The organism is Nocardioides sp. NPDC101246 (assembly GCF_044767415.1).
Classification (GTDB): Bacteria; Actinomycetota; Actinomycetes; order Propionibacteriales; family Nocardioidaceae; genus Nocardioides.
Map to the genome: position 1 here is coordinate 101,106 of NZ_JBIWNX010000005.1, position 22,903 is coordinate 124,008.

The 22,903-nt window shown below is 70.0% G+C and carries 20 protein-coding genes; 11 read left to right on the top strand and 9 right to left on the bottom strand.

The features are described 5' to 3' along the window. Nucleotides 1–73 precede the first annotated feature (73 nt). Nucleotides 74–1,183, bottom strand: coding sequence for a nitronate monooxygenase family protein (locus tag ACIRON_RS10565; RefSeq protein ID WP_218131216.1), 1,110 nt, complete (start codon nt 1,181–1,183; stop codon nt 74–76). Further along, on the bottom strand, nt 1,180–2,844 hold the full coding sequence (locus tag ACIRON_RS10570) for an acyl-CoA synthetase (protein WP_402992283.1): 1,665 nt from the start codon (nt 2,842–2,844) through the stop codon (nt 1,180–1,182). The genes ACIRON_RS10565 and ACIRON_RS10570 overlap by 4 nt, the downstream gene beginning before the upstream one ends. 48 nt (nt 2,845–2,892) lie before the next feature. Between ACIRON_RS10570 and ACIRON_RS10575 the strand changes: the two genes are divergently transcribed. Next, nucleotides 2,893–3,696 carry a crotonase/enoyl-CoA hydratase family protein gene (locus tag ACIRON_RS10575; protein WP_402992284.1) on the top strand — a complete coding sequence of 268 codons (804 nt, stop codon included), beginning with the start codon at nt 2,893–2,895 and terminating at the stop codon, nt 3,694–3,696. Between the two features lies 1 nt (nt 3,697). Here ACIRON_RS10575 and ACIRON_RS10580 read toward each other — a convergent pair whose 3' ends face one another. The 6 genes from ACIRON_RS10580 to ACIRON_RS10605 all read right to left on the bottom strand — a co-directional run bounded on the left by ACIRON_RS10580 (nt 3,698) and on the right by ACIRON_RS10605 (nt 10,018). Next, nucleotides 3,698–4,306, bottom strand: a complete 609-nt coding sequence (locus ACIRON_RS10580; protein WP_402992285.1) for a cytochrome b/b6 domain-containing protein — start codon at nt 4,304–4,306, stop codon at nt 3,698–3,700. A gap of 79 nt (nt 4,307–4,385) precedes the next feature. Further along, nucleotides 4,386–5,963, bottom strand: coding sequence for a fatty-acid--CoA ligase FadD8 (gene fadD8, locus ACIRON_RS10585; RefSeq protein WP_402992286.1), 1,578 nt, complete (start codon nt 5,961–5,963; stop codon nt 4,386–4,388). Nucleotides 5,964–6,016: 53 nt separating this feature from the next. Continuing rightward, on the bottom strand, nt 6,017–6,733 hold the full coding sequence (locus tag ACIRON_RS10590) for a PaaI family thioesterase (RefSeq protein ID WP_402992287.1): 717 nt from the start codon (nt 6,731–6,733) through the stop codon (nt 6,017–6,019). A 26-nt stretch (nt 6,734–6,759) separates the two neighbouring features. Further along, a complete protein-coding gene (locus ACIRON_RS10595) occupies nt 6,760–7,986 on the bottom strand; it encodes an NADH:flavin oxidoreductase (protein ID WP_402992288.1) in 1,227 nt (408 codons plus the stop codon). Continuing rightward, a complete protein-coding gene (locus tag ACIRON_RS10600) occupies nt 7,983–8,840 on the bottom strand; it encodes an SDR family oxidoreductase (RefSeq protein WP_402992289.1) in 858 nt (285 codons plus the stop codon). The genes ACIRON_RS10595 and ACIRON_RS10600 overlap by 4 nt, the downstream gene beginning before the upstream one ends. 128 nt (nt 8,841–8,968) lie before the next feature. After that, nucleotides 8,969–10,018, bottom strand: coding sequence for an LLM class F420-dependent oxidoreductase (locus ACIRON_RS10605; protein ID WP_402992290.1), 1,050 nt, complete (start codon nt 10,016–10,018; stop codon nt 8,969–8,971). A gap of 144 nt (nt 10,019–10,162) precedes the next feature. Between ACIRON_RS10605 and ACIRON_RS10610 the strand changes: the two genes are divergently transcribed. From ACIRON_RS10610 to ACIRON_RS10635, 6 genes are all read left to right on the top strand, one after another. Next, nucleotides 10,163–11,113: a Zn-ribbon domain-containing OB-fold protein gene (locus ACIRON_RS10610; RefSeq protein ID WP_402992291.1), complete on the top strand. Its 951-nt coding sequence runs from the start codon at nt 10,163–10,165 to the stop codon at nt 11,111–11,113. A 10-nt stretch (nt 11,114–11,123) separates the two neighbouring features. Then, the gene (locus ACIRON_RS10615; RefSeq protein WP_402992292.1) at nt 11,124–12,179 is read left to right on the top strand and encodes a thiolase domain-containing protein; all 1,056 of its coding nucleotides are present in this window, start codon (nt 11,124–11,126) and stop codon (nt 12,177–12,179) included. Then, nucleotides 12,179–13,342 (top strand): thiolase domain-containing protein, encoded by a 1,164-nt coding sequence (locus ACIRON_RS10620; RefSeq protein ID WP_402992293.1) that lies wholly within the window; start codon nt 12,179–12,181, stop codon nt 13,340–13,342. The genes ACIRON_RS10615 and ACIRON_RS10620 overlap by 1 nt, the downstream gene beginning before the upstream one ends. Nucleotides 13,343–13,463: 121 nt before the next feature. Further along, nucleotides 13,464–14,270 (top strand): enoyl-CoA hydratase, encoded by an 807-nt coding sequence (locus tag ACIRON_RS10625; RefSeq protein WP_402992294.1) that lies wholly within the window; start codon nt 13,464–13,466, stop codon nt 14,268–14,270. 68 nt (nt 14,271–14,338) lie between these two features. Beyond that, nucleotides 14,339–15,307 carry an NAD(P)-dependent alcohol dehydrogenase gene (locus ACIRON_RS10630; RefSeq protein ID WP_402992295.1) on the top strand — a complete coding sequence of 323 codons (969 nt, stop codon included), beginning with the start codon at nt 14,339–14,341 and terminating at the stop codon, nt 15,305–15,307. Between the two features lie 57 nt (nt 15,308–15,364). Next, nucleotides 15,365–15,871, top strand: a complete 507-nt coding sequence (locus ACIRON_RS10635) for a GNAT family N-acetyltransferase (RefSeq protein WP_402992296.1) — start codon at nt 15,365–15,367, stop codon at nt 15,869–15,871. Here ACIRON_RS10635 and ACIRON_RS10640 read toward each other — a convergent pair. After that, nucleotides 15,862–17,085, bottom strand: coding sequence for a cytochrome P450 (locus ACIRON_RS10640; RefSeq protein ID WP_402992297.1), 1,224 nt, complete (start codon nt 17,083–17,085; stop codon nt 15,862–15,864). The genes ACIRON_RS10635 and ACIRON_RS10640 overlap by 10 nt on opposite strands. 199 nt (nt 17,086–17,284) lie before the next feature. Between ACIRON_RS10640 and ACIRON_RS10645 the strand changes: the two genes are divergently transcribed. Genes ACIRON_RS10645 through ACIRON_RS10660 form a run of 4 tightly spaced genes read left to right on the top strand, consistent with a single transcriptional unit; the run spans nt 17,285 to nt 22,903 of the window. Continuing rightward, complete coding sequence (locus ACIRON_RS10645; protein WP_402992298.1) at nt 17,285–18,448, top strand: steroid 3-ketoacyl-CoA thiolase; 1,164 nt, start codon at nt 17,285–17,287, stop codon at nt 18,446–18,448. Between the two features lie 4 nt (nt 18,449–18,452). After that, nucleotides 18,453–20,069 carry a GMC family oxidoreductase gene (locus ACIRON_RS10650; protein ID WP_402992299.1) on the top strand — a complete coding sequence of 539 codons (1,617 nt, stop codon included), beginning with the start codon at nt 18,453–18,455 and terminating at the stop codon, nt 20,067–20,069. A gap of 12 nt (nt 20,070–20,081) precedes the next feature. Continuing rightward, the gene (locus tag ACIRON_RS10655) at nt 20,082–21,665 is read left to right on the top strand and encodes a succinic semialdehyde dehydrogenase (protein WP_402992300.1); all 1,584 of its coding nucleotides are present in this window, start codon (nt 20,082–20,084) and stop codon (nt 21,663–21,665) included. Next, nucleotides 21,662–22,903: a hypothetical protein gene (locus tag ACIRON_RS10660; RefSeq protein WP_402992301.1), complete on the top strand. Its 1,242-nt coding sequence runs from the start codon at nt 21,662–21,664 to the stop codon at nt 22,901–22,903. The genes ACIRON_RS10655 and ACIRON_RS10660 overlap by 4 nt, the downstream gene beginning before the upstream one ends.

The following is a 22,903-nucleotide window of genomic DNA, read 5'->3' on the forward strand; positions in this document are numbered from 1 at the left end:
GGAAACCGGCATGAAGAAGGGCGCCGGCTCGGTGATCCGAGCCGGCGCCCTGGTGGTTCTGAGGGCCGGCGGCCTAGCCCTCGGCGATCGCGTCCAGGCGCTTGACTGTCGCCTCGAACTCGGCGATGAGGTCGGCCATGACCGCGGCGACGGGACGTACCTCGTTCATCCGGCCGACGATCTGCCCGACCGGCATCGCGACGACGTCGGGATCCCCGGCGGCGTTGATGCGGTTGTGGGCGTCGGAGACGAGCAGGTTCTGCAGCGGCATCGGCAGCGGCGCCGGCGAGCCCTCGGCCTCCCAGGCGTCGGTCCATTTCGACTTCAGGAGCCGCGCGGGCTTGCCGGTGTAGATCCGCATCCGGCGGGTGTCGGCGGAGGTGGCGCGGGTGAAGGCGCTCTCCCAGCCCGCGTGGGTGTTGAGGTTGCGGTACTCCGAGGTGCCGAGCCAGATCGAGCCGGTCCAGACCCCTTGCGCGCCCAGCGCCAGCGACGCGGCGATCTGACGGCCCGAGCCGATCCCGCCGGCACCCAGCACCGGTACGTCCGGCCCGACCGCGTCGACGATGTCGGGCTGGAGCACCATGCTCGCGATCTCACCGGTGTGGCCACCAGCCTCGTAGCCCTGGGCGACGATGATGTCGACGCCGTTCGAGACGTGCGAGACCGCGTGCTTCGGGGCGCCGGCGAGCGCGGCCACCTTCACCCCATGCTCGTGGGCCTTCTCGATCACGTCGTTGGGCGGGGTGCCGAGCGCGTTCGCGATCAGCACCGGCCGGTGCTGCAGCGCGACGTCGACGTGCGAGCGCGCCGTCGAGTGCAGCCAACCGAGCACCCCCTCGCGCCCCTCCCCCTCCGGCAGCGGCGGCACGCCCAGGGAGAGCAGAGTCTTGTCGACCCACTCGGTGTGCTCGGCCGGGATGTAGGCGGACAAGTCCGTCGAGGTGCCCTCGGTCGGCACCTTCATCGGCATCACGACGTCGACGCCGTACGGCTTCCCGTCGGTGTTCTCGTCCATCCAGGTCAGGGTGCGGTCGAGCTCCTCGGCGTCGTTGAAGCGTACGCAGCCCAGCACGCCCAGCCCGCCGGCCTTGGAGACCTCCGCGGCCACGTGCTCGGAGGGGGTGAAGGCGAAGATCGGGTAGTCGATCCCGAACGCCTCGCACAGTGCCGTACGGATCATGCCTCTGCTCCTTCGGGGTCCTGCTCTGTTGCGGTCGCTTGGGTGGCCAGGGCGATCTCCTTGGCCTTGGGGTACTGGGCCTTGCCCGTGGCGTTGCGGGGAACCTCGTCGACGATCGTCAGGGCACGCGGCAGCTTGTAGCCGGACAGGTGAGCCCGCAGGAACGTACGCAGCCCCTCGAGCTCGATGGTGGCGCCCGGCCGGGGCTCGACGACTGCCGCGACGGCCTGCCCGTAGCGCTCGTCCGGGATGCCGACGACGAGCGTGTCGTAGACGTCGGGGTGCGCCTTGATGGCGGCCTCGACCTCCTCGGGGTAGACCTTCTCGCCGCCGGTGTTGATGCAGTTGGAGCCGCGCCCGAGGAGGGTGAGCCGGCCGCCCTCCTCGATCCGGGCGTTGTCGCCCGGGATCGCGTAGCGCTCGCCGTCGATCTCGACGAAGGTCTTCGCCGACTTCTCGGGGTCCCTGTAGTAGCCGACCGGCACGTGGCCCTTGCGGGCGGTGCGGCCGATCTTGCCGACGTCGGTGGCCAGGTCGAGCGGGTGTCCGTCGTCGCCGATCACCGCGGTGTGGGGGCCGGCGGTGACCACAGGTCCGTCGGTGGAGAGGGCGGAGGCGTCCTGCAGGCCGGTGCCCTGGAAGCCGGTCTCTGTCGAGCCCACCGAGTCGGTGAAGACGGCGTTCGGGAACGCCTTCATCCAGCGCTCCTTGACCGACTTGGAGAAGATCGCGGCACTGGAGGCGATCGCGAACAGGCTCTGCCCGTCGAAGCTCTGCCCATTACCTGGGCCCGCCTCGTACGCGTCGATGAGCGGCACCGCCATCGCGTCACCGGTCATGAACATCATCTGGACCTTCTCGCGGTCGACGATCTCCCAGGTGCGTACCGGGTCGAACTTCGGCTCCAGGATCGTCACCTGGCCAGCGAAGAGGTGCATGAGCAGGCTCGCCTGGGCGCCGCCGTGCATCAGCGGGCTGAGCGGCAGGGTGATGAGCCCGTCGCCGGCGGCCTGCTTGGACTGGTCGTACTCCTCCAGCGGCACGCCGGTCATGAAGTCGATGCCGCCGCCGAGCACGCGCCAGAAGTCCTCATGGCGCCACATCACGCCCTTGGGGAAGCCGGTGGTGCCACCGGTGTAGATGACGTGGATGTCGTCGGCGCTGCGCTCGCCGAAGTCGCGTGCGTCGGACTGCCCGGCCAAGGCCTCCTCGAGGGTGACACCGCCGAACGGGCTGAGGTCGGAGTCGTCGTGGGGCTCGAGCGGGTTGGGGACGGCGACGAACGTCGTCAGCCCCTCCAGCTTCGGGGAGACCTCGGCGACCAGCGGCGCGTAGACGCGGTCGTGGACCAGGGCCTTGAGGTCGGCGTTGCCGAAGAGGTACTCCAGCTCGCCGGCGACGTAGCGATAGTTCACGTTGATCGCCACCGCACGGATCTTGAGGATCGCGAGCAGGGCGATGACGTGCTCGACGGAGTTCTTGGAGTAGAGCCCGACGTGATCGCCCTTCCCGATCCCCTGGCCGGCCAGGTAGTGGGCCAGCTTGTTGGACTCACGCTCCAGCTCCGCGTAAGTCACTTTGCGTTCGCCGACTTGGACCGACACCTTCTCGGGCGCGGCGTCGACGGCGTGTTCGAAGAGGTCAGCAAGGTTCAGCGCCATGAGTGCGAGACTAGAACACGTTTCAGTTTTCCGCTAGGGTCTGGTGTTATGCCGATCACAGAAACTTCTGCTCAGCCGCACGCGATCGTCGAGCAGGACGGCCACAAGCTCATCGTCACGATGAACCGTCCCGAGCGCCGCAACGCCCTCTCCTCCGAGATGCTGCGGATCATGGAGGACGCCTGGGACCGGGTGAACTCCGACCCGGAGATCAGGGTCTGCATCCTGACCGGCGCGGGTGGCTACTTCTGTGCCGGGATGGACCTGAAGAAGGCCGACGAGAAGCCGCCCTCGGAGTCGTTCGAGGAGGGCTTCGACCCGACGGTGCTCAAGGGGCTGCTCAAGGGCTTCCGGCTCACCAAACCGCTCATCGCGGCCGTCGAGGGTCCCGCCATCGCCGGCGGCACCGAGATCCTGCAGGGCACCGACATCCGGGTCGCCGGCGAGTCGGCCAAGTTCGGCGTCGCCGAGGCCCGTTGGTCGCTCTACCCGATGGGCGGCTCCGCGGTCCGTCTCCCCCGCCAGATCCCCTACACCGTCGCCGCCGAGCTGCTGCTGACCGGACGTACGCTGCTCGCCCCCGAGGCCAAGGAGCTCGGGCTCATCGGCCATGTCGTCCCCGACGGCACCGCGCTCGAGAAGGCCCACGAGCTCGCCGACATGATCGCCGCCAACGGGCCGCTGGCCGTCCAGGCGATCCTCCGCACCATGCGCGAGTCCGAGGGCAAGCACGAGGAGGAGGCCTGGGCCGACGACGCCAAGGTGGGCGCCGCCGTCTTCGCCTCCGAGGACGCCAAGGAGGGCCCCAAGGCCTTCCTGGAGAAGCGCAAGCCCGAGTTCAAGGGACGCTGACCTACCCAGCCCCCGGCAGCATCCGGGGAAGCAGCCCACGACGCAGCACCAGCAGCAGATGGGCACCGAGCGCGACGAAGAACGCGACGTGGGCTGCCACGTGCAGCGCGACCAGGTCGTCGGAGACCGCCACCAGCGCGAGGCCGGTGAGCGGGACGACGAACATCATCGCGAGCAGCACCCGCTCGGTCACATGGGCGACCCGCCGGTCGGTCGCGGTCAGTCGCGGGTCCCACGGCGGCAGCGTGGCGATCAGACGCCACCCCAGCCGCAGGCCACCGAGCAATAGGATCGCCAGGCCGAGCAGGAGGTGCAGCTCGGGCAGAGCGATGCCGTCGAGGCCGATCCGGCCGTCCCACAGGTCGGCCCAGGCGGTGGCGAGCGCGCCCTCCTCACCCGCTGCGGCCTCGCACGCCTCCTCGAGGCGGTCCAGTCGCTCCTCCTCGGCATCGGAGGTGTCACCGCCGCTGCGGTCCTCCCCCGGCGGGTCGCAGTCGACCTCCGTCGACATGACATAGCCGACGGCGAACTGCAGCACGAAGGCGGCGACGGCCAGCCAGTGCAGAGTCTTGGCGAGGACCCCATAACCCGTCGCCGTCGCGCCTGACATGAGCAGTCAGCGTAGTGGGACCGCCGAGCTCTCGTGTCGGATCGACAGGATTCCGGTCGCGGGCTACGCCTGGCTCACGTCACTGGGAGAAGCGAGAGCGCAGTGCCTTCTTGTCCGGCTTGCCGAGGGCGGTCATCGGGATGGCGTCGATCTCGATGACCGACTTGGGCGCCTGGACCGAACCCTTCCGCTCCTTGACCAGGGCCTGGATCTCGGCGACGACCTCGGCCGAGAGGACGGCATCGGGACGCGGGACCACCACGGCGGTGACCGCCTCGCCGAACTTCTCGTGCGGGGTGCCGATGACGGCGACCTGGGCGACCGCGGGGTGGGTCGCGATGACGTCCTCGACCTCGCGGGGGAAGACGTTGAAGCCGCCGGTGACGATCATGTCCTTGGTGCGGTCGACGATGTACCAGAAGCCGTCCTCGTCCTCGCGGGCCACGTCGCCGGTGTGCATCCAGCCGTCGCGGAACGTCTCGGCGGTGACCTCGGGCAGCTGCCAGTAGCCACCGGAGAGCAGCGGGCCGGCGACGCAGATCTCGCCGGGCTTGCCGGGGGCGACCGGCTTGCCGTCGACGCCGATCAGGGCGGTGCGCACCAGCGCCGAGGGACGACCGCACGAGGTGAGGCGGTGGGACGCGGGCGTACCGTCCGGGTTCACGTGGTCACCCTTGGCGAAGTACGTGATCGCCATCGGCGCCTCGGACTGGCCGTAGTACTGCGCGAAGATCGGCCCGAACCGCTCGATCGCCTCGGCCAGGCGCACCGGGTTGATCGCGGAGGCGCCGTAGTAGATGGTCTCGAGCGAGGACAGGTCGCGGGTGCGGGAGTCGGGGTGGTCCAGGAGCGCGTAGAGCATGGTCGGGACCACCATCAGCGAGGAGATCTTCTCCCGCTCGATGGCCTCCAGGACGGCGGCGGGGTCGAACTTCGGCATCACGAAGAGCGTGCCGCCCTTGATCACGACGGGCACGAAGAAGGCGGCGCCGGCGTGCGAGAGCGGCGTGCACATCAGGAACCGGGGCGCCTCGGGCCACTCCCACTCCGAGAGCTGCACCTGGGTCATCGTCGCGAACGACCCGGCCAGCCCGATCACGCCCTTCGGCTTCCCGGTCGTCCCGCCGGTGTAGGTGATCGAGGTGACATGGTCCGGCGGGAGCAGCCTCGCGCGCAGCGGCTCGACGTCGTAGGTCGCCGCGGTGGCGACCAGGTCGACCCCGACCTCCGCCAGCTGCGGCGGCACCTGCCCGATGGTGAGCACCTGCTTGAGCCCGGGGCACAGCTCGAGCAGCTCGACCGCACGGTCGGCGAAGTAGGGGTCGATGACCAGGCCGGTGATGCCGGCGTCGTTGATGACGTACGCCTGGTCCTCGGCGCTCCCCAGCGGGTGCAGTGAGGTGCGCTGGAAGCCCTGGGTCTGGCCGGCGCCGAGGATGAAGAGCACCTCGGGGCGGTTGAGTGCGAGCAGCGCGGTCGCCGAGCCGGTGCCGGCGCCGAGCGCCTCGAACGCCTGGACGTACTGGCTGATCCGCGCCGACACCTCCGCCCCGGTCAGACTCACGTCGCCGAGATGGATGATCGGACGGTTCTTGTGACGCTCGAGCGCCGAGACCATCAGATGACCGTTGTGGGGACCGATGCGGCTGGTATCCATGCCCGCACCCTATCGCGAAACTAGAACGTGTTCTAGAGGTTGGAGCGGGAGTCTCAGGCGTCGCCGACGTGCTCCCGGTCTCCCCCGTCCACCTGCTCCCGCGCCCAGCGGGGCAGGATGAAGATCCCTTCGGCCTCGACGCACACCACCGGCTCGGAGCCGTCGGCCGGGCGGGTCAGCAGACGGCCGCGCACGATCGCCTTCACGCCCTCGGTCGACGCGATCCGCGCCTCACCGCGCAGCGGACCCAGCGGCGTCCCCTGCTTGTAGACGATCGTCAGGGTGCCGGTCATCCCGGGTCGACCGCCCGCCGAGGCGGCCTCGCCGAGCATCTGGTCCAGGATCAGCGCCGAGACGCCACCGTGGACCAGTCCTGGCGGTCCCTCGTACGCGGGCCCGAGCTCGAAGTCGGCCCAGACGTCCTCGCCGTCGCGCTGGACGGCCACCGGCGGGGCGAAGGCGTTCCCCTTCCCGACCACCGGGTTGCCGTAGTTGCGGAAGCCGCCGTCGGAGCCGAACCGGACCCCGTGCGGGCCAGGAAGCGCCTCGGCGAGCAGCTCGTCGGTCAGCGCCTCGACCCGGCCGCGTACGTCATCGAGGACCGAGTCCGCGACCTGGGTGCGCACGACCGCGTCGACGAGCCTGCGCACCGAGTCGGTGAGCGGGACCAGGGTGGCCTCCCGCTCCTTGATCTCGGCCTTCGTCATGTCGTCGTGGACGTATCCGGGAGGCGCCTGCGGGTGCTGGGAACGTCCGTAGTGCATCGACATCTGGATCCTCGCCTTCAGGAATCAGCTCAGCAGGATGGGGGCTGCAGAATGGGGTGAGCCTCACCGTAGACGTGCTCGTCGTCGAGGTGGCAATGGGTCCCCGGATAGATGGTCGACATGCACAGGTTGCAGTGGATGCATCTCGACACCGTCTCGGGGTCGGCACGTAGGCGGTTGACCAGGTCCGGCTCGCGGAGCAGCGCGCGGGCCATCGCGACGTACTCGAAGCCCTCGTCCATCGCGGTGCGCATCCCGGTCAGGTCGGTGACCCCACCCAGCAGCACCAGCGGCATCGTGAGCGCGCGCCGGAACTCGCGGGCGTTGTCGAGGAAGTAGAGCGGCTTGTAGGGGTACTCCTTGAAGAATCCCTTCCCCACCATCCGCATGCCCATCCTGATCACCGGGTGCAGCGGCATGTTGGCCGCCATCTCGCGGTAGGGGGCGTCGCCGCGGAAGAGGTACATCGGGTTCATGAACGAGGAGCCGCCGGTGAGCTCGAGCGCGTCGAGATGACCGTCGGACTCCAGCAGGCGCGCGAACTCCACCGACTCGGGCAGGTCGAACCCGCCGCGGTAGCCGTCGCGCATGTTCATCTTGGCGAGCACGGCGACCTGGCCGCCGACGGCCTCGCGCACCGCGGCCAGGATCCGGCGAGGGAACGATGCCCGGTTGGCCAGCGACCCGCCGAACTCGTCGGTGCGCGGGTTGAGCCGCGGGCTGAGGAAGGAGCTGGGCAGGTAGTTGTGGCCGAGGTGGACCTCGATCGCGTCGAACCCGGTCTCGACCGCCATCCTTGCCGCGGCGGCGTGCTGCTCGACCACCCGGGCGAGGTCCGCGGCGGTCGCGGCGCGGTTGAACGCCATCCCGAGCGCGTTGAAGGACCGCGTCGGCGCCAGCGACGGCACCCCGTTGGACTTGGCGTTGGCCACCGGGCCGGCGTGGCCGATCTGGGCCGAGACCTTGGCGCCGGTGGCGTGGATCTCGTCGGTCAGCCGCCGCAGCCCGGCCAGCGCCTCCGGGCGCCAGTAGATGCAGTCGGCATGCGTACGTCCCTCCGGGGCCACCGCGAGATAGGCGACCGTGGTCATCCCGACGCCGCCCTCGGCGACGGCGAGGTGGTAGTCGATCAGCCGGTCCGAGACCAGCGCCCCGGGCGAGGCGCCCTCGAACGTCGCCGCCTTGATCACCCGGTTGCGCAGGGTCACCGGACCCAGCGTCGCCGGGGCCAGCGGATCGGTGGTCGAGTCGGTCATCGGCGTTCCTTCCTGAACTCGCGCATCCTGCGCAGATAGCCCCGCAGCCGCCGGCCGGGCACCGGCCGCGGCCAGTCGTCGGCCCGGAACCACGCCTCGGTGCCGCCGTCGACCACGACGACGCTGCCGACCATGAAGTCCGCGGCCGGCCCGAGCATGTGGATCACCCAGTCGGCGAGCAGGCCCGGGTCGCCGTAGCCTCCGGCCGGCACCGGGAAGGACTTGATCTGCTTGGCCTCGCTCGGTGTCGCCAGCTGCTTCTCCAGCAACGGCGTCAGCACCGCGCCCGGCGCGATCGCGTTGAGCCGGATCCCCGATCCCACCCAGTCCGGCTCGACCGCGCGCCGCCGCACCCAGCGGGTCACGGCGACCTTCGAGCCGCCGTAGGCCATCGCCGGCGCCCCCTTCCCGAAGATCCGGTACGCCTTCAGCGCCCGCTCCGCGTCGCCCTCGAGCAGCGCGGCCACCGCCCGGCCCGGGACCAGCGGCATCGTCGTGGTCGAGTTGCTCGAGAAGACCACGACCTTCGCCCCGCCGGTCGCGGCCAGCGCCTCGCGCCAGCCTTCGAGGAGCTCGACGACGCCGAAGTAGTTGACCTCGGTGATCAGCGCCGGCCGCTCTCGGCCCGGCGCAGGCCCGAGACCGGCCGCGAGGACGGCCCCGTCGAGCCGGCCGCCGCACGCGGCGAGCACCTTCTCGGTGGCGTCGCGGCGGCCTTCGGGCGTCGACAGGTCGGCGACCACATCAGCCTCGGCGATGTCGACCGTCACGACCCGGTGCCCGGCAGCCAGGAGCCGCTCGACCACCGCGGCGCCCATGCCGGAAGCCGACCCCGTGACTGCGTACGTCCCCACTCAGATCCCTCCCCCGGCCCCTGCGCTGGCAGGCGGCATTTTCCCGCCATGGCGGGAAAATGCCCGGGTCGGCCGGCCTACGCGCCGCCAGATTCCCGCCATGGCGGGAATCTGCCCGCGCCCCCGGGTCACCCGATCACCTCGGCGATGCGATGGACGTCGGCGGCCGAGCCGAGGCTCAGCAGCAGGGTGGTCACGCCGGTCTCCTCCCACTGGGCCACCTTCTCGCGTACCTCGCCCTCGGTGCCGATGATGTGCAGGTCGTCGACGAGCTCGTCGGGGATGAGCGCGGTGGCCTTCTCCTTCTCGCCGGTCAGATAGAGGGCCTGGACCTGGCCGGCGAGCTCGGCGTAGCCCATCCGCTCGAAGACCTGGTTGTGGAAGTTCTGCTCCTTGGCGCCCATCCCGCCCATGTAGAGCGCGGCGAACGGCTTCATCGCCTCGAGCGCCGCCCGCTTCTCCTCCGCGTTCGCGACGACCTGGAGGTGGCAGGTCGCGGCGATCTCGAAGTCGTCGGCGGTCCGCCGCGCGCCCGGTCGGGCGAAGCCCTCGGCCAGCCAGTCGGCATACATCGGGGCCGACCGCGGCGTGTAGAAGATCGGGATCCAGCCGTCGGCGATCTCGGCGGTCTGCGCGACGTTCTTGGGGCCTTCGGCGCCGAGCCAGATCGGGATGTCGGCGCGCAGCGGGTGCACGATCGGCTTGAGCGGCTTGCCGAGCCCCACCGAACCCTCGCCCGTGAACGGCAGCGGGTAGTGCGGCCCGTCGTTGGTCACCGGCGCCTCTCGGGCGAGCACCTGGCGGACGATCGAGACGACCTCGCGGGTGCGGGCCAGCGGCTTGCCGAACGGCTGGCCGTACCACCCCTCCACCACCTGCGGGCCGCTCACGCCGAGCCCGAGGACGAACCGCCCACCGGAGAGGTGGTCGAGCGTCAGCGCGTGCATCGCGATCGAGGTCGGCGTACGTCCCGACATCTGCACGATCGAGGTGCCGAGCCGGACCCGGGAGGTCTCCCGGCCCCACCACGCCAGCGGCGTGAACGCGTCGCTCCCCCACGCCTCGGCGGTGAAGATCGCATCGAACCCGGCCTCCTCCGCGGCGGCGACGAGCTCGCCCACCCCGGTCGGTGGCTGTGCTCCCCAGTAGCCCAGCTGTAGCCCCAGCTTCACTCTCATCGACTCCTTCGTCGCCTCTTACGGGTTGTGGCCAATACTAGAACGTGTTTCACTTTCTGTCATGAACGAGCGCCAGCGAGTGACCATAGAAGCCCTCTTGCCGCCACCTCCGTATCCTGGCGCATGCGCTACGGAGGTGGCGGCATGAGTCGCACCCTTCAGGCACCCGTGACGGTCGCCTTCGACTACACCAGATCCACAGGCCCGGTGATCGGCCGCTTCCTCACCGGGCTGCGTGACGCCACCATCGTCGGCGGCCGCCTCGCCGACGGTCGAGTCGCCGTCCCACCACCTGAGTACGACCCGGTCAGCCACCAGGCCGTGACCGAGTTCGTCGAGCTCCCCGACACCGGCACGGTCACCTCGTGGACCTGGGTCAGCGAGCCCGTCGCCGGCCAGCCGTTCGAGAGGCCGTTCGCGTGGGCCCTGATCACCGTCGACGGCGCGGGCACCCCGTGGCTGCACGCGGTCGACGTCGCCTCCCCCGACGACATCGAGACCGGGATGAAGGTCCGAGCCAGATGGTCCGAGGAGCGGACCGGCTCGGTCAACGACCTCGTCTTCGAACCCGACACCGGCGACCGTGCCGCCACCCCGGCACCCGCCGCCGGTGACGACGTCAGCCGGATCGTGACCCCGGTCAGCCTCGACTATCACTACGCGGCCTCGCCGGAGGAGTCCTCGTTCTTCCGCGGCCTGGCCGAGGGCCGGATCCTGGGCCAGCGGTGCCCGAAGTGCCGCAAGGTCTACGTCCCGCCGCGCGGCGCCTGTCCGACCGACGGGGTGCCGACCGCGGAGGAGGTCGAGCTCTCCCAGGTCGGGACGGTGACCACCTTCTGCATCGTCAACGTCCCGTTCCTGGGACAGAAGATCAAGCCGCCGTACGTCTCCGCGTACGTCCTCCTCGACGGCGCCGACATCGCGCTGCAGCACCTGATCCTGGACATCCCGGCCGAGGAGGTCCGGATGGGCATGCGGGTCGAGGCGGTCTGGAAGCCGCGCGACGAGTGGGGCACCAGCATCGAGAACATCAGCCACTTCGCGCCGGCCGACGAGCCGGACGCGGACTTCGACAGCTACAAGCACCACCTGTGAGGAGCGCTCAGTGAGAGACGTTGCCGTCGTCGGGTTCGCCCAGCGACAGATGAAGGACTTCGACGGGTCGCCGAGCATGGCCGAGCTGCTCGTACCGATCCTGGCCGAGTGCTACGAGCAGACCGGATGGGCCAAGAAGGACATCGGTTTCTGGTGCTCGGGCTCGTCCGACTACCTGGCCGGCCGGTCGTTCTCGTTCGTGAGCGCGATCGACGCGATCGGGGTGCTGCCCCCGGTCAACGAGTCGCACGTCGAGATGGACGCCGCCTGGGCCCTGTACGAGGCCTGGCTGAAGATCCAGACCGGCGAGGTCGACACCGCGCTGGTCTTCGGCTTCGGCAAGGCGTCGGCCGGTGTGCTGCGCCGGACGCTGACGCTGCAGCTGGACCCCTACACGATGACGCCGCTGTGGCCCGACACCGTCTCCCTGGCCGCACTCCAGGCGCGCCTCGGGCTCGACGCCGGGCTCTGGGACGAGACCGCTCTGGCCGAGGTCGTCAACCGGTCGCTGACCGATGCGGAGAAGAACGAGTACGCCGTCCGTGCCGGCGGCTCCTCGGTGGGCGAGCTGCTCGCCCGGCCGATGTTCGCCGACCCGCTGCGCAAGCACGACTGCGCTCCGGTGACCGACGGCGCGGCCGCGATCGTGCTCGCCGCCGGCGACCGGGCCTATGACGCCAACCAGCGTCCGGCCTGGATCACCGGGATCGCGCACAGCTCCGACGGCCTCCACCTCGGCACCCGCGATCTGACGATCTCCGGATCGGCCGAGCGGGCGGCGGCTGCCGTGGGCGGCACCGCGGGCGTCCAGGTCGCCGAGCTGCACGCTCCGTTCAGCCACCAGGAGCTCGTCCTGCGCTCCGCGCTCGGCCTCGCGGACGACGTCGCGGTCAGTCCTTCGGGCGGGGCGCTCGCCGCCAACCCGATGTTCAGCGCCGGCGCGATCCGGATCGGCGAGGCCGCCAAGCGGATCTGGGACGGGTCGGCCGACAAGGTGCTCGGCCACGCGACCAGCGGGCCCGCACTGCAGCAGAACCTCGTGTGCGTGATGGAAGGACGAAACTGATGGGCAAGACCCCAGCCGCCGTGGTCGGGATCGGCCAGACCCACCACCGCGCGAAGCGCGAGGACGTCTCGATGGCCGGGCTGTGCCGCGAGGCGATGGACCGGGCGCTCGAGGACGCCGGGCTGACCTTCGACGAGATCGACGCCATCGTCATCGGCAAGGCACCGGACCTGTTCGAGGGCGTGATGATGCCCGAGCTCTACCTCGCCGAGGCGCTGGGCGCGGCCGGCAAGCCGCTGCTCCGGGTGCACACCGCCGGCTCGGTGGGCGGATCGACCGCCATCGTGGCCTCCTCGCTGGTGCAGGCCGGTGTGCACAAGCGCGTTCTCACGGTGGCCTTCGAGAAGCAGTCGGAGTCCAACGCGATGTGGGCGCTCTCGGTACCGGTGCCGTTCGTGATGCCGGTGCACGCGGGCGCGGGCGGCTACTTCGCCCCGCACGTACGCTCCTACATCCGCCGCGCCGAGGCGCCCTCGCACATCGGTGCGATCGTCGCGGCCAAGGACCGCAACAACGCCCTGAAGAACCCCTACGCGCACCTGCACAACGAGGGCACCACGGTCGAGTCCGTGCTGGCGAGCCAGATGCTCTGGGACCCGATCCACTACGACGAGACCTGCCCGTCCTCCGACGGTGCCTGCGCAATGGTGATCGCCGCCGAGGACGTCGCCAAGACGTACGAGGCGCCCGCCTGGATCCACGGCACCGTGATGCGCTCCGAGCCCACCTCGGCCGCCGAGCGCGACCAGGTCAACCCGCAGGCGGGCCGCGAGGCGGCGGCGGCGCTGTGGAAGGCGACCGGGATCACCGACCCGGCCCGCGAGATCGACTGCGCCGAGATCTACGTGCCGTTCGCGTGGTTCGAGCCGATGTGGCTCGAGAACCTCGGCTTCGCCGCCGAGGGCTCGGGCTGGAAGCTCACCGAGGCCGGCGAGACCGCTCTCGACGGTAGCCTCCCGGTCAACATGAGCGGCGGCGTACTCTCGTCCAACCCGATCGGCGCCTCCGGCATGCTCCGCTTCGCCGAAGCCGCCCTGCAGGTCAGGGGCCGCGCCGGCGAGCACCAGGTCGACGGCGCCCGCCGCGCACTCGGCCACGCCTACGGCGGCGGGTCGCAGTTCTTCTCGATGTGGGTCGTCGGTTCGCAGCCCCCGACCAACTGACCCCGCCGAGTCGGCTCGTCCTGACCAAGTGCCGCGTCGAGTCGGCTCGTCATGACGCGCCGACTCGGCGGGGATCGGCGTCAGGATGAGCCGGCTCGACATGTGCTGAAGGAGTTCTGAGATGACGTACGTCGAGGTGGAGCGACCGACCGAGGACGTCGCGGTGGTGCGGCTGAACCGGCCGGAGCGGATGAACTCGATGGCGTTCGACGTGATCGTGCCGCTGGTCGCCCGGCTCGAGGAGATCTCGGCCGACAACTCGGTGCGTGCGGTGATCCTCACCGGGGCCGGCCACGGCTTCTGCTCCGGTGCGGACCAGAGCGGCGAGAAGGGCCGGATGCCGGGGATCGAGGGGCTCACCGCGGTGTCGGTGGCGCTGCGTGCGATGGAGGTGCTCGAGGACCTGGTCCTCACCCTCCGCACCATGCATCAGCCGGTCATCGCGGCGGTCAACGGCGCCGCGATCGGCGGCGGGCTGTGCCTGGCGCTGGCCTGCGACATCCGGGTGGCCGCCTCCTCGGCGTACTTCCGCGCGGCCGGGATCAACAACGGCCTCACCGCCAGCGAGCTGGGGCTCTGCTACCTGCTCCCCCGCGCCGTCGGCTCCTCCCGCGCTGCGGAGTGGATGCTGACCGGACGCGACATCGGTGCCGAGGAGGCCGCGCTCACCGGCCTGGTCTCCCGCGTCGTACCCGAGGACGAGCTGATCGAGAGCTGCCTGGAGACCGCGAGCGCCATCACCCGATGGAGCCGCCCGGGCGTCGAGCTCACGAAACGTACGCTCATCGACGCGCAGAGCGCTGGGAGCTTCGAGCAGCACATGCACGGCGAGGGCCTCGGCCAGCTCCTAGTCCGCCTCCTCACCGGCAACTTCGAGGAGGCCGTCGCCGCGCGCAAGGAGAAGCGCTCACCGCACTTCCGCGACTGACCCCGGCGAAACCGGATGTCGGCCTCCGGCCGGAGCGCTAGCGTTGCCTCGCGAGACAGGAGGCAGCGATGCTGGCGCTGACCCAGAGGACGTACGGCGGGCTCGACGCGGTCGAGATGGCTGATCTCCCGGTGCCCGAGCCGACGGCCGACGAGGTGCTGGTCGAGGTCCATGCCTGCTCGCTGAACGGGTCCGACCGGGAGAACCTCGCCGGCTCGCCGTTCTACTCGCGCGTCGGCGGCCTGCGCAGACCCCGGCAGCCGGTGCCGGGATCCGACATCGCGGGCGTGGTCTCAGCGGTGGGGCATGAGGTGAGCGAGCTCTCCGTCGGCGACGAGGTCTTCGGGGAACTGGCCGGCTACCGCGGCGGGCTGGCCGAGTACGTCACCACGAAGCCGCGGCTGCTCGCACGCAAGCCGGCCGGGATGTCGTACGTCGAAGCCGCCTCCCTCCCGCAGGCTGGTTGCATCGCCTGGCGCGCCGTCGAAGGACGAGTGCATCCGGGCGACCAGGTGCTGGTCAACGGCGCAGGCGGTGCGGGCGGACCGCTCGTCGTCGGGCTGGCCAAGGCCCGGTGCGCCGAGGTCACCGCCGTCGACCGGGCCGACAAGGCCGACTTCATGCACCGGATCGGCGCGAGCACCACCGTCGACTTCGAGGCCGAGGACTGGGCCGATCACGCCGACCACCGCGAACGCTACGACCTGATCGTCGACCTGGTCGCTCACCGCTCCCCCTTCCGCGTCCACCGCGCCCTGCGCCCGGGCGGCACCTACCGGATCGTCGGCGGCTCGACCCGGATCCTCCTCGCCGCCCTGCCCGCCCGCCCGATCGTCAAGGCACGGACCGGCAAGGACGTCGGCGTACTCGTCGTGCCCCAGTCGCGCACACACCTCGAGGCGATCACCGCGCTGGTGACGAGCGACGTCGTCACGCCCGTCATCGACAGCACGTTCCCGCTGAGCGAGGCGGTGGCGGCGTACGCACGTCTCGCGAGCGGCGACAACCAGGGCAAGATCGTCGTGACGATGCGCTGACGCGAGCCACTCCCGTTCTGTCCACCTGAACCACGGCCTCCGATAGCGTGCTGTGCCATGAGCTACGCAGGACTGAGCAAGCTGCTCGTCGTCCCCGACGGGTTCGAGGCGCCGCGGGTGCTCACCCATGGCGACCTGACGGCGCGGCCGCTCTCGCGCGAGTGCCTGGCCGATGACGTACGTGCCATCAACGCCGACCGGGAGCTCATCAACGCGACCCGGGGCGGTGGGTGGCCGGAGGGGCCGACGTCGGAGGAGGACGACTACATCGACCTGGTCTGGCACGAGGGTGAGTGGAAGGAGAACAAGTCGTTCTCCTACGTCCTGGAGACGCCCGGCCTCGGCTACGTCGGGTGCGCCTATCTCTACCCGCTGGGCGTCCGGCAGGAGCTGAGCGAGGAGCTTGCCGCGTACGACGTCGACGTCAGCTGGTGGGTGACCACCGAGGCCTATCAGCAGGGGCTCTACGAGGTGGTCCACGAAGCGTTGGAGAAGTGGGTGCCGGCGCACTATCCGTTCCGCCGGCCCCACTTCTCCAATGTGAAGATTCCCGGTCAGGCGTAGCTGACGGGAAGCTCCTTGATCCCGTTGATCCACGCGTGACGCAGCCGGCGCGGTGAGCCGTTGGGCTTCAGGTCGGGCATCCGGTCGGCGATCACGTCGAACATGATCCGCACCTCCATCCGAGCCAGGTTGGCGCCGATGCAGTAGTGGGCGCCGTGGCCGCCGAAGGCGAGGTGGGGGTTGTGCTCGCGGGTGATGTCGAAGGTGTCGGGGTCGTCGAAGACGTCCTCGTCGTGGTTCCCCGAGGCGTAGTAGAGCCCGACGCGCTGCCCGGCCTTGACGAGCTGGCCGCCGACCTCCACGTCGTTGATCGCGGTGCGGTGGAAGACGGTCACCGGGGTCGCCCAGCGGATCACCTCGTCGACCATCGTGTCGGGCCGCTCCTTCTTCCACAGCTCCCACTGGTCGGGGTTCTCGAAGAAGGCCTGCATGCCGTGGGAGATCGCGTTGCGGGTGGTCTCGTTGCCGGCGACCGCGAGCAGGATGACGAAGAAGCCGAACTCGTCATCGCCCAGCGCGCCGCCCTCCATCTCGGCGTTGACGAGCTTGGAGATGATGTCGTCCTTGGGGTCGGCCTTGCGCTCGGCGGCCAGCATCATCGCGTACGTCAGGATCTCGATCGAGGCGGCCTCGGGGTCGGCGTCGTACTCCGGGTCGTCATAGGCGAGCATCTGGTTGGACCAGTCGAAGAGCTTGCGGCGGTCCTCCTGCGGGACGCCGAGCAGCTCGGCGATCGCCTGGAGCGGGAGCTCGGCGGCGACCTCGGAGACGAAGTCGCCCTCACCCTTGGCCAGCGCGTCGTCGACGATGCCGTTGGCGCGCTCGATCAGGCGCTCCTTGAGGGCGTTGATCGCGCGCGGGGTGAACCCGCGGCTGATGATCTGGCGCAGCTTGGTGTGGTCGGGCGCGTCGTGGTGGATCAGCATCGCGCGCTGCAGCTCGACCTGCTCGCGGGTCATGTCCGGCGCGAACCGGATGATGACGCCGTTCTCGTTGGTGCTGAAGTTCTCGCTGTCCTTGGAGACGGCGAGGATGTCCTCGTGCTTGCTGACCGCCCAGAAGCCGGTGTCGAGGAACCCGGCTCGCGCCTCGGGCTTCTGCTCGATCCAGAAGACCGGAGCCGTACGGCGCAGCTCCATGAACTCCTGGAGCGGGATGCGCTCCTCGTTGAGCACTGGATCAGTCGGATCGAAATCCACGGGGAGAGCGGTCACGGGTGTGCTCCTTCGAGGTCTTTTCTGTAACACGTTCTAGTTTATCGTCACACAGTGCCCAGGATCACACAAGGGTTGCGCTAAACGAGAACACGTTCTACTTTGGGACAATCGAGTGTAACCGGTGTCACGTCATCAGGCGTGGCGGTGCGCGGCCGCGCACCAGCGACTTGTCGATACCCCCGAAGAGCGAGGTTCCATGGGCACGCCCGTCATCGTCGAAGCCGTCCGTACCCCTATCGGCAAACGCAAGGGCTGGCTGGCGGGTCTGCACCCGGGCGTCCTGCTCGGTGCCGCCCAGGTCGAGGTGCTCAAGCGCGCCGGTCTCGACCCTGACCTGGTGGATCAGGTCATCGGCGGCTGCGTCTCCCAGGCCGGGGAGCAGTCCAACAACATGGTCCGCCGCGCCTGGCTCCACGCCGGGCTGCCGATCCACACCGGCTCCACGGTCATCGACGCGCAGTGCTCCTCGGCCCAGCAGGCCACGCACCTGATCAACGCGATGATCGCCTCCGACCAGATCAAGGTCGGCATCGCCTGCGGCATCGAGTCGATGTCACGCATCCCGCTGGGCGCCAACGTGCCCAAGGGAGCCGGCGATCCACGTCCCGCGGACTGGAACATCGATCTGCCCAACCAGTTCGAGGGCGCCGACCGGATCGTGAAGGACCGCGGGTTCTCCCGCAACGAGGTCGACGAGTTCGGGCTGTGGTCGCAGGTCAAGGCGCGCCAGGCGCGCGACGCCGGCCGCTTCAAGAGCCAGATCTTCGCCGTCGAGGCCCCCATGCTCGACGACGAGGGCAAGCCCACCGGCGAGGTACGCACCGTCACCGAGGACCAGGGCATCCGCGACACCTCGCTCGAGAAGCTCGCCGGGCTCAGCCCGGTGCTCGAGGGCGGCACCCACACCGCCGGCACCTCCTCGCAGATCTCCGACGGCGCCTCGGCCCTGCTGCTGATGGACTCCGACGTCGCCGCCTCCCTCGGGCTCACCCCGCGGGCCCGGATCGTCACCTCCAACCTCGTCGGCTCCGACCCCTACTACCACCTCGACGGCCCCGTCCAGGCGACCGAGAAGGCGCTGAAGGACACCGGGATGACGATCGGCGACATCGACATCGCCGAGGTCAACGAGGCCTTCGCCGGCGTGGTCATGTCCTGGGCCAAGGTGCACCAGGTCCCCGAGGAGAAGATCAACGTCAACGGCGGCGCGATCGCGCTCGGCCACCCGGTCGGCTCCACCGGCACCCGCCTGCTCACCGCCGCGCTGCACGAGCTCGAGCGCCGCGACGCCAGCACCGCCCTGGTCTCCATGTGCGCCGGTGGCGCGCAGGCCACCGCCACGATCATCGAGAGGATCTGACCTCATGGCGCGCGAGAAAGTCACCGAGGCCGAGTACGTCGTCGTCGGCGCCGGCTCGGCCGGCTGTGCCGTCGCCGGCCGCCTGGCCGCGGCCGGCAAGTCCGTCATCCTGCTCGAAGCCGGCAAGAACGACAAGCGAAACTACCTGGTCACCAAGCCGGGCATGATCGGCCCGATGCACGCCGAGCCGCGGCTGAAGAAGCTCGTCGACTGGGGCTACCACACGGTCCCCCAGCAGCACGCCCGTAACCGCGAGCTGCCCCAGCCGCGCGGCAAGGTGCTCGGCGGCTCCTCCTCCATCAACGGCCTGCTGTGGGTCCGGGGCAACCGGGCCAACTACGACGCCTGGGCAGCCGAGGGCAACACCGGCTGGGACGCGGACTCGGTCAACGAGGCGTACCGAAGGGTGGAGGACTACGAGGGCGGCGGCACCGACTACCGCGGCACGGGCGGGCCGATCAAGGTCATGAAGCACCCCCGGCCGACCGAGGCGTCGCTCTCCTTCCAGCGCGCCGCCGCCGAGACCCTCGACGTGAAGGTGCTCGACGACTACAACGGCGCCGAGCAGGAGGGCGTCTCGACCTTCCAGCAGAGCGCGATCGACGGGCTGCGCTACTCGGCCTCGCGGGGTTACCTCCACGACCAGGAGCTGCCCACCCTGACCACGCTGACCCGCGTGCACGTCTCGAGGATCGTGATCGAGAACGGGCGGGCGACGGGGGTCGAGATCGTCACCAAACAGGGTCCTCAGACGATCTCGGCCACCCAGGAGGTCATCGTCTCCGCCGGTGTCTTCGGCTCGGCCCAGCTGCTGATGCTCTCCGGAATCGGTCATTCCGCCCACCTCGCCGAGCACGGGATCCAGGCCCTCCACGAGCTGCCGGTCGGCGACAACCTGCACGACCACATGTTCGTACCGACCACGTGGGAGATGCCGACGGCCCTGCACCACGGCACCGCGGGCTACTTCGGCAAGGCGGTCCTCAAGGAGCAGACCGTCGGGAAGTCGATCCTCGGCCACACCGTCTTCGAGACCGTCGGGTTCGTACGCACCTCGCTGGCCACCGACGTACCGGACCTGCAGCTGCACGTCCTTCCCTGGGCCTACCCCTCCCCCAACCAGGACGCGCCGATCCGCCACGACGTCGACCCGCGGGCCGCGCTGACGGTGATGTCGTCGCTGATCTACCCGCGCTCGCGCGGGACGCTGCGGCTGCGCAGCGCCGACCCGACGGCCGAGCCGCTGATCGACTTCAACTACCTCGCCGAGCCCGACGACAAGCGCGTACTCCTCGAGGGCGTGGAGATGATCCGCGAGATCATGGCCTCGCCGGCCTTCGGCGACCAGGTCAAGTCGGAGATCCACCCCGGCAAGGCGATCGACGCCGAGGCGATGAAGGACGAGGTGACCAACCGGGCGACCTCGATCTACCACGGTGTCGGCACCTGCCGGATGGGCGTCGACGAGCGGGCCGTGGTCGACCCGCAGCTCCGCGTACGCGGCATCGACGGCCTCCGCGTCGCCGACGCGTCGATCATGCCGTCGATCATCGGCGGCAACACCAACGCCCCGGCGGTCATGATCGGTGACCGTTGCGCAACCTTCGTCCTCAACAGCTGATCGGAATCAGACATGAGCACTGACACCGCGAAGACCGCAGGCGTACGCCGCCCCGACTGGATCACCGAGGAGCTGCTGGGTGAGTTGGTCTCCCGGGTCCCGTCCTCGACGGGTGCGTCCTGGAAGCTGACCGAGGTCTACACCGGCGAGGTGCTGGTGGCGCTGCCGCAATCCTCGCCGGAAGACGTGGAGCGGGCCGCCGCGGCCGGCCGGGCGGCGCAGCGGGCGTGGGCGGCGACGCCGCTGCCGGAGCGGCTGGCCGTCTTCAAGCGGGCCCACGAGCTGATCCTGCGCAACCAGCACAAGATCGCCGACCTCATCCAGGCCGAGTCGGGCAAGGCACGCCGGATCGCGTTCGAGGAGGTCTGCGACCCGCCGATGGTGATCTCGCACTACCTCAAGCGGGCGCCGAAGCTGCTCAAGGACAAGAAGCGCCCGGGCGTGATGCCGGTGCTGTCGAGCTCGATCGAGCGCCACCCGCCGCGGGGTCTGGTCGGGATCATCGCGCCGTGGAACTTCCCGTTCGCGACCGGTCTCTCCGACGCGATCCCGGCGCTCATGGCCGGCAACGCGGTGCTCCTCAAGCCTGACAACAAGACCGCACTCTCGCCGCTGTTCGGGATCTCGCTGCTCGAGGAGGCCGGACTGCCCAAGGGGCTCTTCCAGGTCGTCTGCGGCGAAGGCCCGGACGTCGGGCCGACGATGCTGGACAACGTCGACTACGCGATGTTCACCGGCTCGACCGCCACCGGCCGGGTCATCGGCGAGCAGGCCGGGCGCAACCTGATCGGCGCCTGCCTCGAGCTCGGCGGCAAGAACCCGATGATCGTCCTCGACGACGCCGACATCGACGAGACCGTCGGCGGCTCGATGTTCGCCGTCTTCGGCAACACCGGCCAGATCTGCATGCACATCGAGCGGATCTACATCCCCGATGCGAGGTACGAGGAGTTCCGCGACAAGTTCGTGGCCGCCGTCGAGGGGATGCGGATCGAGGCGGCGTACGCCTTCGGGCCGGACCTCGGCGCGCTGGTCTCCCCCGACCACCTGGCGCGGGTGCAGTCGCACGTCGAGGACGCGGTCGCCAAGGGCGCCACCGTGCTGACCGGCGGGAAGGCGCGCCCCGACATCGGGCCGACGTTCTTCGAGCCGACCATCCTCGAGGGCACCACCAAGGAGATGCTCCACGGGGTCACCGAGACCTTCGGGCCGGTGGTCTCGCTGCACCGCTACTCCACCCTGGAGGAGGCGATCGAGCTGGCCAACGACACCGACTACGGGCTCAACGCCTCGGTGTGGACCACGAACTTCAAGCGCGCCCAGGCGATCGCGGCGCGGATCGAGTCGGGCAACGTCAACATCAACGACGGCCTGGCCACCGCGTACGCCTCGAAGTCGACCCCGTCCGGCGGCATGAAGCAGTCCGGCGTCGGCGCCCGCCACGGCGACCAGGGGCTGCTGAAGTACACCGAGACCCAGAACGTCGCGACCCTGAAGAAGCAGGTCATGGGGCCGCAGGGCAAGCAGACCTTCGACGACTACGCCAAGCAGATGCAGACGTCGTTGCGCTGGATGCGGAAGCTCCACATCCGTTGACCCGCTCCCGCTACGCCGACCTGACCAGGGAGGAGCTCGCCGAGGTCGTCCGCGAGCTCCTCCTGATCGGCCAGCTGATCGACCGCTCCGGGATGGCGTGGTGCATCTCCGCGTTCGGGCGTGAGGAGATGCTGCGGATCGCGATCGTGGAGTGGGCCGCCGCCTCGCCGATCTACACCCGTCGGATGCAGGCCGCGCTCGGCTACGCGCCGGCGGTGCCCGGACAGGGTGACGTACCGACCATCTTCAAGGGCCTCCAGCTCGACATCGGCGCGCCGCCGCAGTTCATGGACTTCCGCTACACCGTCCACGACGCCAACCACGGCGAGTTCCACCTCGACCACTGCGGGGCACTGATGGACGTGGAGCCGATGGGCGAGGAGTACGTCCGGGGCATGTGCCACGACATCGAGGACCCGACCTTCGACGCCACCGCGATCGCGACCCATCCCCGCGCCCAGGTGCGTCCGGTCCACCGGCCGCCGCGGATGCCGGCCGACCGGACGCCGCACTGTCGCTGGACCGTGGTCATCGACGACTCCCACCCCGAGGCGCAGGCCGTCCCGGAGCTGGCCGTCAACGAGCGTTCCCGGGCGGCTCTGCTCGAGCTGGCGCCGATCGATCGTGCTGATGACGGCGCGGCCGACTATGCCGGGCCGCTCCTCTCCGATCTCGACCTGGCCGGGTTCTCCCACTCGGCGCTGGTGCGCATCGCCGACGAGGTCTGCCTGCAGATGGCGCTGCTCGACCGTGGCTTCACGCTCGCGCTCGAGCCCCGCGCGACCTCACCCGAGCAGCTCGTCGACATCCGCCGCAAGCAGCTGGTCGGGGTCGCCGGCATCGCCGCCGCACGCCTCGCCCGGGCTCTCTCGCTGCCAGCTGACATCAAGGGAGCGGTGCGGCTGCTCGCGCTCCACCCGATGCTCAACCCCGCTGCGTACGTCTCGGTCGAGGCGGATGCCGACGCACTCGTCGTGCGGCCCTCGGCCGCCGACGAGGACGGTGCCTGGGTCTCGCTGATCAGGCCGGAATGGTCCGTTCCGCTCCAGGCCGCGGTGCAGGCCCTCGACCCTCACCTAGACGTCGAGGTGACCGCTCTCGAGGACGGCTGGCGGGCCGAGGTCGTACGCCGCCCCGAGCCCGCCCCCGAGGCCTCCGAGGTCGCGGTGGTGCGGTTCAGCACCGGCGCGGACTTCGCCTTCGAGCCGCGCCGGTCGCTGCCGATCACACCGGTCTGA

Coding starts and splice junctions, on each gene's coding strand:
- ACIRON_RS10620 (WP_402992293.1), top strand. CDS start 12,179: ATGGGCAAGACCCCAGCCGCCGTGGTCGGGATCGGCCAGACCCACCAC.
- ACIRON_RS10605 (WP_402992290.1), bottom strand. CDS start 10,018: ATGAGAGTGAAGCTGGGGCTACAGCTGGGCTACTGGGGAGCACAGCCA.
- ACIRON_RS10590 (WP_402992287.1), bottom strand. CDS start 6,733: ATGTCGATGCACTACGGACGTTCCCAGCACCCGCAGGCGCCTCCCGGA.
- ACIRON_RS10575 (WP_402992284.1), top strand. CDS start 2,893: ATGCCGATCACAGAAACTTCTGCTCAGCCGCACGCGATCGTCGAGCAG.
- ACIRON_RS10650 (WP_402992299.1), top strand. CDS start 18,453: ATGGCGCGCGAGAAAGTCACCGAGGCCGAGTACGTCGTCGTCGGCGCC.
- ACIRON_RS10570 (WP_402992283.1), bottom strand. CDS start 2,844: ATGGCGCTGAACCTTGCTGACCTCTTCGAACACGCCGTCGACGCCGCG.
- ACIRON_RS10655 (WP_402992300.1), top strand. CDS start 20,082: ATGAGCACTGACACCGCGAAGACCGCAGGCGTACGCCGCCCCGACTGG.
- ACIRON_RS10625 (WP_402992294.1), top strand. CDS start 13,464: ATGACGTACGTCGAGGTGGAGCGACCGACCGAGGACGTCGCGGTGGTG.
- ACIRON_RS10630 (WP_402992295.1), top strand. CDS start 14,339: ATGCTGGCGCTGACCCAGAGGACGTACGGCGGGCTCGACGCGGTCGAG.
- ACIRON_RS10645 (WP_402992298.1), top strand. CDS start 17,285: ATGGGCACGCCCGTCATCGTCGAAGCCGTCCGTACCCCTATCGGCAAA.
- ACIRON_RS10635 (WP_402992296.1), top strand. CDS start 15,365: ATGAGCTACGCAGGACTGAGCAAGCTGCTCGTCGTCCCCGACGGGTTC.
- ACIRON_RS10565 (WP_218131216.1), bottom strand. CDS start 1,183: ATGATCCGTACGGCACTGTGCGAGGCGTTCGGGATCGACTACCCGATC.
- ACIRON_RS10610 (WP_402992291.1), top strand. CDS start 10,163: ATGAGTCGCACCCTTCAGGCACCCGTGACGGTCGCCTTCGACTACACC.
- ACIRON_RS10580 (WP_402992285.1), bottom strand. CDS start 4,306: ATGTCAGGCGCGACGGCGACGGGTTATGGGGTCCTCGCCAAGACTCTG.
- fadD8 (WP_402992286.1), bottom strand. CDS start 5,963: ATGGATACCAGCCGCATCGGTCCCCACAACGGTCATCTGATGGTCTCG.
- ACIRON_RS10595 (WP_402992288.1), bottom strand. CDS start 7,986: ATGACCGACTCGACCACCGATCCGCTGGCCCCGGCGACGCTGGGTCCG.